The 8,690-nt window shown below is 64.9% G+C and carries 8 protein-coding genes; 3 read left to right on the forward strand and 5 right to left on the reverse strand.

The window, feature by feature from the left end; translation table 11 throughout:
* On the reverse strand, positions 1–459 hold a 459-nt coding region (locus ABEA30_RS10125), incomplete at its 3' end, for a transposase (RefSeq protein ID WP_345578031.1).
* A gap of 365 nt (positions 460–824) precedes the next feature.
* Between ABEA30_RS10125 and ABEA30_RS10130 the strand changes: the two genes are divergently transcribed.
* Genes ABEA30_RS10130 through ABEA30_RS10140 form a run of 3 tightly spaced genes read left to right on the forward strand, consistent with a single transcriptional unit; the run spans position 825 to position 3,047 of the window.
* On the forward strand, positions 825–1,271 hold the full coding sequence (locus ABEA30_RS10130; protein ID WP_345582446.1) for an RpiB/LacA/LacB family sugar-phosphate isomerase: 447 nt from the start codon (positions 825–827) through the stop codon (positions 1,269–1,271).
* Positions 1,268–2,119 (forward strand): transketolase, encoded by an 852-nt coding sequence (locus tag ABEA30_RS10135; protein ID WP_345582448.1) that lies wholly within the window; start codon positions 1,268–1,270, stop codon positions 2,117–2,119. The genes ABEA30_RS10130 and ABEA30_RS10135 overlap by 4 nt, the downstream gene beginning before the upstream one ends.
* Entirely contained in the window at positions 2,109–3,047 is a 939-nt protein-coding gene (locus ABEA30_RS10140; protein WP_042540843.1) for a transketolase family protein, read from the forward strand. The genes ABEA30_RS10135 and ABEA30_RS10140 overlap by 11 nt, the downstream gene beginning before the upstream one ends.
* A gap of 44 nt (positions 3,048–3,091) precedes the next feature.
* Here ABEA30_RS10140 and ABEA30_RS10145 read toward each other — a convergent pair whose 3' ends face one another.
* From ABEA30_RS10145 to ABEA30_RS10160, 4 genes are all read right to left on the reverse strand, one after another.
* A complete protein-coding gene (locus tag ABEA30_RS10145; protein ID WP_345582451.1) occupies positions 3,092–3,820 on the reverse strand; it encodes a GntR family transcriptional regulator in 729 nt (242 codons plus the stop codon).
* A gap of 219 nt (positions 3,821–4,039) precedes the next feature.
* Entirely contained in the window at positions 4,040–5,431 is a 1,392-nt protein-coding gene (locus ABEA30_RS10150) for an IS1380 family transposase (RefSeq protein ID WP_345582457.1), read from the reverse strand.
* A 287-nt stretch (positions 5,432–5,718) separates the two neighbouring features.
* Complete coding sequence (locus tag ABEA30_RS10155; protein WP_345582453.1) at positions 5,719–7,110, reverse strand: IS1380 family transposase; 1,392 nt, start codon at positions 7,108–7,110, stop codon at positions 5,719–5,721.
* A 144-nt stretch (positions 7,111–7,254) separates the two neighbouring features.
* The gene (locus ABEA30_RS10160; protein ID WP_345582455.1) at positions 7,255–8,523 is read right to left on the reverse strand and encodes an integrase catalytic domain-containing protein; all 1,269 of its coding nucleotides are present in this window, start codon (positions 8,521–8,523) and stop codon (positions 7,255–7,257) included.
* Positions 8,524–8,690: the final 167 nt, after the last annotated feature.

Genomic DNA, 8,690 nt, shown 5'->3' on the forward strand with positions numbered 1-8,690 from the left:
GGCATCGACATCCAACACGACCGTCTCACCCAGATCGGTCCCGGCGACCTTCGAAGCCAGAACCCCGCCAGTGGCTGTCAGCTGGGACCACACGTGGCGCCGGACCCGGGCCCGGGCCGTGGCGATCTTCCTCCGCCTGGCGTCGGTGACCTCATCCAACGCACGCCACACCGTCGGAGCAGACGCAACCGGCCCCAAGATCTGCCTCTGGTGGCGCAGGACGTCGATGTCGGAGATCGCCTCGCCGCCGTCGGCGAGTAGCACCGCGACATCGGTCAGTACCTGGCCACGGTCATGCACCGAGGGGATGAACGAACGCCGGGCCATCGCCGTCGACAGGGCTCCGGTCAGGCCGGTGTTCTCGGCCAGCATCCTCAGCCCGATGCTGCCGGCGTGGGCGATCACCGCGCCGCCATCGCCGGTCACGGACATACCGGTGGACCACGAAGTACGCTTCACCTACGGAGTGCCTTCCGCTTCAGGGGTTTTGAACAGTCGCATGTCCAAGTATCCCGTAGTCAGAAGGCACTCCGGCCTATATGCAGCACGCGTCGCTCACTCCGCCATGAACGATCGAGGTTAGGAACCTCCATCGTCGGGAGACCTCGACGCCTATCTGCGGACCGACGCGCCCGGCCGACCTACACCCTCATCTGGGAAGAGCCAGAATAACGTCCGCACTATCGAGCGGAGTGGGGTGGGCATCTCTGGCCATGCTGTCTCCCAGTTCGATGGGCGGACCATCCAGCCCGATCTTCCATCTTACGTCGATTTGGTCTATCCTCAGATATACAGGCCTATACAGGTATAGATAGGAGACATGCATGTTGATTGGAATTGGCTGCGACCCGAACGCAACAACCCTCAAGGATGCCGTCGCTGATTACCTTCGCGAGCTCGGCCACGAGGTTCGCGATTTCGGCTCCGACGACCCCCTATATCCGAAGACGGCCATTGCGGTGGCGGAAAGCGTCGCGGCGAAGGAGGTCGAGCGTGGTGTCGTGATGTGCGGCACCGGCATCGGCGTCTCCATCTCGGCGAATAAGGTTCCCGGCGCATACTGCGCCCTGCTCACGGATGCGTACCAGGCCGAGCGTGCACAGCTAAGCAACGACGCCAACATGGTCGCTTTCGGAGCTCAGGTCACCGGCGTCGAGTCGGTCAAGCGACTCGTTCGCGAGTACCTGTCGGTGTCGTACGTGGAGAACGAGCGGAGTGCGCCGAAGCTCGCCGCTCTGTACGACTACGAAACCGAGAACACTCGCGTATGAATACCATCCCGCTGCAGATCGAGGCGGAGCTCGCACGCCTCAACGTCCTGCGGATGGTGCGGGCAGGCGGTTCTGGCCACCTCGGCGGGGCGCTCTCGTGCATCGACATCGTGACCGCCTTGTATTTCGCGACCATGCGCGTCAACCCGCAAGCCCCGAAGGACCCGAATCGCGACCGGTTCCTGCTGTCCGCGGGCCACAAAGCAATGGCACAGTACGCAGTTCTCGGGCGTCGCGGTTACTTCGAGGAGGCGCTGTTCGACACGTACGGCTCTGTCGGCAGCAAACTCGGCGGTCACCCCGACCTTCACAAGCTTCCGGGCATCGAAGCGAATACGGGTGCCCTGGGTCACGGGCTGTCGATTGCTGCAGGGATGGCACTGGGCCTCCGTGCCGCGAGCAACGGAGGACGGGTTTTCACCATCCTTGGGGACGGTGAGCTCCCCGAGGGGGCGAACTGGGAAGGGGCGTCGATTGCTGCGCACCACCGACTCGACAACCTCGTCGCTTTCGTCGATGTCAACGATCTGCAGATTTCCGGGCCGACCGCTGAAGTCATGAACATGGAGCCGATTGCCGACAAGTTCGCGGCGTTCGGGTGGAATACCGTCACCATCGACGGGAACGATATCGATGCCGTCCTCGACGCTGTCAGCGTTGCGGATGGCGAAAAGGGCCGGCCGACCGTTGTCGTTGCTCGCACGACGAAGGCGAAGGGCATCAGCTTCCTGGAGGGAACCCTTGCATCGCACTACTGGAAGCCGACGGTCGAGGAGCTCGACCGAGCCGAACGTGAAGTGCACGCCCGCATCGACAACCTGCGCGAATGGAACGACCATGGCTGCTGAGACGCTTACTCTTATCGATCCGCGAAAGACCTTCGGGCAAGCAGTGACCGACCTCGCTGCGGACGATGACCGTGTCGTCGTCCTCTCCGCCGACAGCGGGCTGTCGTCGGGGTTCGGCTCATTCCGCGAGCGCTTCCCCGACCGCTACTATGAGTTCGGCATTCAGGAGCACGGAACGACGGGCGTCGCCGCAGGTCTCGCGTCGACCGGCAAGATCCCCGTCTTCGCGGCCATCGCAGCGTTTGTCACCAACCGGAACTACGAAGCATTCCGCAATGACATCGCGTACATGGGTCAGAACGTCAAGATCGTCGGTCGCAACGGAGGGATCACTTACTCCGACCTCGGGCCCACACACTACTCCCTCGAAGACTATGCAATCATCCGCATGCTCCCCGGTGTCGTCGTCCTCTCACCCCAGGACCCCGGAGAGATCCGGGAGGCAGCGAAGGCGATGATTGAGCACGACGGGCCCGTGTACATGCGCATCGGGGGCCCATCGATCCCCGATCTGTTCCCACAGGCACCGTTCACCATCGGGGAAGGGCGGATGATTCGGGAAGGGTCTCGCGCAACGGTCGTCACGACGGGGACCATCACCCCGGAGGTCGTGGTCGCGGTGCAACGGCTCGCGGACGACGGCATCGATGTGGACCTCATCGGGATGCCAACTGTCGAACCTGTTGACGCGGCGCTTATCCGCGCGTCCGCTCATCGCACCGGACGCGTCATCACCGTCGAGGAGCACTACACCCGCGGCGGTCTCTCCGCGGCCGTTGGCGAGGCTCTGGCATCCTCGGGAATTCCCGTGCACGCCATCGGGTTGCCGCATGAGCACATCGTCACCGGTACGTACTCAGGACTGCTTGCTCGATACGCGCTTGACGCCGCCGGACTGGACGAGCGCATTCGGCTGCTCGTCCGCTAGGCGGACCCGCTGTGGTGGACCCCGAGTCATCCACCACGGCGGGTTCACTCACGCTTGTAATCGAACTTCAGCCGCACCGTATCGCCGCGGAAGACGATGGTCGAGTACTCAAAGGCCGTCCCTGCCGGGTCCGTGATGACATCCGTCAACAGCAGTGCCGGGTCGCCCTTGCGCAGCTCCAGCAGCTTGGCGTCGGTTCCTTCGACGGCGATGACTTCCAGATCTTCGGAGACGCTCTTCATCGACAGATTGAATTCGTCTTCGAGAACCACGCACAGCTGCTCGTTGACGACATCCAGCTGATCCAGTCCCGGCGCGAGGCTCGCTGGCACGAAGGAGCGGTGGATGCTCAGAGGCTTCCCGTCTACCGTCCGCAGTCGTATGATGGCGATGACGTCGGCGCCCGCCGGCAGATTCAGGTGCTCACGCACTCTCGTCGGCGCGGGAACGCGCTCCGAAGAAATCAACGTCGTCGCGATGTCGTACCCGAGCGCTTCGAGCTGCTCACGGATTCCTTTGTATGCAGGAGAGACCGCGTTGATCTTTTGCGGGGCGACGAACGTGCCCTTGCCGGCAACGCGGATGAGCAGACCATCACCCGCCAGTTTGTTGAGCACACCACGAATCGTCATGCGGCTCAGGCTGTACTCCCGGTTCAGCTCGTTCTCCGACGGGATGCGCTGCTCGGGTGCCCACTCACCACTGGCGATCTTCGCGTGAAAGATGTCCTCGAGCTGCTGATAGATCGGTGTCGCTGAGTCGCGCTCAATCATGTCCGTCATCTTTATGCCTCCAAAACTTTCCACATGATCTTACCTAGCCTCGATCTTTCATGACGGGCCTGTGTAGGGCTGGTCGGCGCCGGTGGCGTCGAGGTTGTATCTGATTCTTGCAGCTGGGTGTGACAAGGCGCCGCGTGTCGCTCACGGTGGGCGGGGTTTCCAGGCCGAGGGGGTGTTCCAGGATCGAGGCGGATGGTCGGGGCCGCGGGGTCAGGTCGCTGGTGCTGGGAGTCCTTGGAGTCTGGTGATGCCTGTGAGGATGAGCTCGGCCCATGGGGATCGGTCGCTGAGGTGGAGGTGAATGCGTCTGGCTCTTCGGGCGATGGTGGCGGGGATGCTGAACAGCCGGTAGCGGAGGCGTTTCGGTTCCCAACGCCGGGCTTCATGACCGGTCAGCGCCAGCATCCCGGTCCAGGCCTGTAACTCGGAGGCCAGGGCGACGATCTGGCACCAGATGCGGTTCTGGTCGAACCCGTGCAGGGGGAGGTTCGCCAGCCCGGTGGTCTTCGCCTGCCTGATCCGGTCTTCGCAGCGGGCCCGCCGGCGATGCCGGAGCTCGAGCTGTTGGAGGGTGCCGAGGGTGGTGTTGGTCGCGAAGGCGGTGAGCCGGTAGCCGTCGACATCATCGAACCGCAGCTGAGCGCCGGGGTGAGGTCGTTCCCGGCGGACGATCACCCGCATCCCCTTGGGCCAGCCGGACAGGTCGAGTAGTCCGGTGAACTCGGCCAGATCGGCCCCGTCGCGGGCTTCACCATCCGCGTTGAGCGCCGGGAGCCACACCCATTCGGGAATCTCGTGGTAGAGGTCGGGGGTGTCCATGGGGAGGGTGAACCCGACCGAGTACACGACCCTTCGCCCGGTCAGCCACTTGGTGAAGTCTTTCGTGCCGCCGGCGCCGTCCGCGCGGACCAGCACCCGGCGTCCTGGCCGCGGGTTCTGGTCGGGGAGCTGCGCCAACGCGGCCCTGGTCACGGCGATGTGATCCGAAGCCTTGTTGGAGCCCGCGTTCCCCGGCCTCAGATGGACCGCGAGTGCTTCGCCGGTTCCGTCCGTGCCGTGGTCGGCGAACGCCAACAGGGGGTGGAACCCGAACCCGCGTTTGAACGTCGGAGCAGCCTGCTGCTTCTCCGAATGCGCGGTGACCAGCGACGCATCCAAGTCGATAATCAGCGGCTGCTCAGCGGTAGCGCCGTGGTCGGGCGCATGGACGCCGGCCAGACCCCAAACGGTGGCTCGGGCCTGCTGCCGCGCCACCGATATCGCCTTGATCGCCTTGTCCGCATCCTCGGCCAGGGCCTTGATCAGCCGCGACACCGTCGGATCCGACGCCACACGGCCGTAGACCCCCGGCTCGCCGCGCAGCACGGCGACGTCACTCAACGCATCCCCGCCCAGCACCAGCGACACCGCCAGGTCGAGCAGGATCTTGCCCGGGTCATGGACCGCCAACGGCTTCCGCCACCCCACCAACGCCTCCGACAGGGCCCGATCCAGCCCCGCGGCGCGGATTGTTTCCGTGAGCAGGACCCCGCCGGCCTGGGCCACCGCGGCCACCTTCGCGGTATCAACATGAACCCTGGGATACAAACCGGTACTGTTCACCTCGAAGGTGCCCCCATCTTGGTCGATGTGTTCTCTAGTCAAGTCACATCATCCCAAGTCAGGGGCACTTTCGCTATCTCAACCCGCTACTGTCCACCCACCGGCGTGAAAGCACGAGGTTAGCCTCGATATTTCATGACGGCCCTGTGTGGGGCTGGTCGGCGCTGGTGGCGTCGAGGTTGTTCCGATTCTTGCAGGTGGGTGCGACAAGACCCCGCGTGACGCTGCGGTGCGGGTTTCCAGGCCGGGAGCTGCAAGATTCAGAGGGACATGTGGAGGTCTGAGGGTCAGGTGGCGGGTGCCGGGAGGTTTCGGAGTCGGGTGATGCTGTCGATGATCAGCTCGGCCCAGCGGGATCGGTCGCTGAAGTGGACGACGGTGCGGCGGGCTCTTCTGGCGAGGGTCGCGGGGATGGTGTAGAGCCGGTAGCGGAGCCGTTTCGGTTCCCAACGGCGGGCTTCATGACCGGCCAGGGCCAGCATCACGCTCCAGGCCTGCAACTCGGAGGCCAGCGCGACGATCTGGCACCAGATCCGATTCTGGTCGAACCCGTGCAACGGGAGGTTGGCCAGGCCGGTGTCTTTCGCGATCCGGATCCGGTCTTCGCAGCGGGCGCGTCGACGATGCCTGAGCTCCAGCTGCTGGAGGGTGCCGAGGGTGGTGTTGGTGGCGAAGGCGGTGAGTCGGTAGCCGTCGACGTCGTCGAACCGCAGCTGAGCGCCGGGGTGGGGCCGTTCGCGGCGGACGATCACCCGCATCCCGGCAGGCCAGCCGTCGAGATCCAGCAGTCCGGTGAAGTCAGCAAGATCGGCCCCCTCGCGAGCCTCGCCATCGCTGTTGAGGGCCGGCACCCAAACCCACTCCGGGACCAGGTGGTAGAGGTCGGGGGTGTCCATGGGGAGGGTGAAACCGACCGAGTACGCCACCCTGCGCCCGGTCAGCCATTTGGTGAACTCCTTCGTGCCGCCGGCCCCGTCCGCGCGGATCAGCACGCGGCGTCCGGGCCGCGGGTTCCGGTCGGGGAGCTGCGCGAGAGCTTGTTTGGTGACGGTGATGTGATCGGCGGCGGTGTTCGAGCCGGCGTTCCCGGGGCGTAGGTGGACCTCCAGGGCTTCACCGGTGCCCTCAGGTCCGTGGTCGGCGAACGCCATCAACGGGTGGAACCCGAAGCCTCGTTTGAACGTCGCAGCCGCGCGCTGCTTCTCCGAGTGGGCGGTGATCAGCGACGCGTCGAGATCGATCACCACCGGATCCTCGGCAGTCGACTCGTGGTCGGGGGCATGCTCACCGGCCAGGGCCCAGACCGTGGCGCGGGCCTGCTGCCTGGCTCCGGCGATCGCCTTGATGGCCTTGTCTGCGTCCTCGGCCAGGGCCGCGATCAGGCGCGACACAGTCGGATCCGACGCCACCGGGCCGTAGACCCCTGGTTCAGCACGGAGGGTAGCGAGGTCACTCAACGCTTCACCGCCGAGCACCAGCGACACCGCCAGATCACAGATGATCTTGCCCGGGTCGTGGATCGCCAACGGTTTCCGCCACCGCGACAGCGCCTCCGACAGGGCCCGGTCCAGGCCGGCCGCGCGGATGGTTTCGGTCAGCAGGATCCCGCCCGCCTGCCCGACCGCGGTCACCTTGGCCGTATCGACATGAACCCTGGGATACGAGCCGGTACTCTTCACCTCGAAGGTGCTCCTTCTTGTTGGTCGATGTTTCTCTAGACAAGTCACATCATCCCAAGTCAGGAGCACTTTCGCCATCTCAGGCCGCTACAGTCCACCCACCGTCATGAAAGCGCGAGGCTAGTTCGTCCCTGTTGCCTCATGTCAAGATGCCCGCTTGGTTTGAGTCGTTGACTCATCTGGGTTTGCCCGCTTCGGATCGCTGATCTTCCGGCGGGAGAGGTAGACGTGGTTGGTCTTGGCGCGGCGTTGGACGGCGCCCCGGCGGCGGGCGAGTTCGAGCAGGTTGCCTTGGATGTCGGCGATGCGGTGTTTGAGGTCTTCGACGTCTGTGTCGCGGTGGAGGGTGTCGAGGTGGCGTGCGTCGTGGTCGTGGACGAGGTCGCTGTAGTCGGTGAGTAGGCGGTGCATGGGGGTGGCTGCGGTGTCGTGGCGTTTCTGCACGCGGGCGCCGGTGCGGGTTTTGGAGATCAGGCGTTGCTGGGGCAGGAACAGGTTGGTCTGGATCGAGATCAGTGGCCAGAGTTGGTTGAGGAGGTCCAGCTCGCGGGGGGTGTCGTAGCGGTAGTAACCGACGTTGCGGCGCACGATGGACCAGTTCTTCTGTTCGACGTGGGCTTGGTCGTTGGAGTGGCTGGCCCGGCCGCGGGAGAAGCTGATCTGGTTGCTGGTGGTCCAGCGCAGTAGGTGGTGGTTGATGAACTCCGAGCCGTTGTCGGAGTGGATGCCGGCGATATGGAAGGGGAACCGGAGGCGTAGTTGTTCGAGGGCGGTGGCGACGATGCGTTCGCCCTTGGACTTGACGGTGATGGTCTCGGTCCAGCCGGTGGCGTCGAGGGTGTAGTGGAAGTGGCCGTTGTTGTCGCCGCCTTCGTGTCCGACCAGATCGATCTGGATGATCCCGGGGATGGTGTCGTTCCACTCGGCCCAGGTCTTGAGCGGGATCGAGGTCTTCAGCAGTGATCCGGGGCGGGTGTGTGACAGGCCCTTGCCTGCGACCAGTCCCTGACGGTGGGGCGCGAGGCGGCGGTCGATGGTGGCCGGTGACATGCGGAGCACGGCCTCGACCACTGCTTGCTCGGTGGGGGTGAGGCGGCCGTGGCGGGCCAGGTTGGACAGCAGGTCAGGCACGGCGGGGTGGAGGCGTTTGCCTGAGGGGCCGTCGAGGATCGCCCAGCAGCGGGCCAGGAGCGCGACGGTGGCGTCGTCGTAGGTGCGCACTGGCTCCCGCGCTGTTCGGGGTCGGGTTGCCCGGTCGGGGTCGGCCAGCAGTGTCCTGATTGCCTTGCGGGCATGGTCGCGATGCCAGCCGGTGAGTTGGACCACGGCGTCCAGGATGGCTGACTTCTCGGCCCGTGATGCCTTGGGCCACTTCGCCAGCTGAGCCTGCGTGACCGCTCTACGTGTCGCCATCGTCAACTCCATCCCCGAGTCTGACCCACGCGGGCATCTTCAGATGAGTCAACGACTCCAGCTACGCGGGCATCTTCGATGAGTCAACTCGTCGTCCGTGATGCCTCATGTCAATACCTCCGGGTGAACTGATCGTTGCCTCAGCAGTGAACCTCCGGTTCGCCAGG

Source organism: Tessaracoccus lubricantis (genome assembly GCF_039544535.1).
Classification (GTDB): domain Bacteria; phylum Actinomycetota; class Actinomycetes; order Propionibacteriales; family Propionibacteriaceae; genus Arachnia; species Arachnia lubricantis.

What these genes read in the sequence shown, in the direction of transcription:
- ABEA30_RS10130 (WP_345582446.1), top strand. Translation starts at nt 825, where the DNA reads ATGTTGATTGGAATTGGCTGCGACCCGAACGCAACAACCCTCAAGGAT.
- ABEA30_RS10135 (WP_345582448.1), top strand. Translation starts at nt 1,268, where the DNA reads ATGAATACCATCCCGCTGCAGATCGAGGCGGAGCTCGCACGCCTCAAC.
- ABEA30_RS10140 (WP_042540843.1), top strand. Translation starts at nt 2,109, where the DNA reads ATGGCTGCTGAGACGCTTACTCTTATCGATCCGCGAAAGACCTTCGGG.
- ABEA30_RS10145 (WP_345582451.1), bottom strand. Translation starts at nt 3,820, where the DNA reads ATGATTGAGCGCGACTCAGCGACACCGATCTATCAGCAGCTCGAGGAC.
- ABEA30_RS10160 (WP_345582455.1), bottom strand. Translation starts at nt 8,523, where the DNA reads ATGGCGACACGTAGAGCGGTCACGCAGGCTCAGCTGGCGAAGTGGCCC.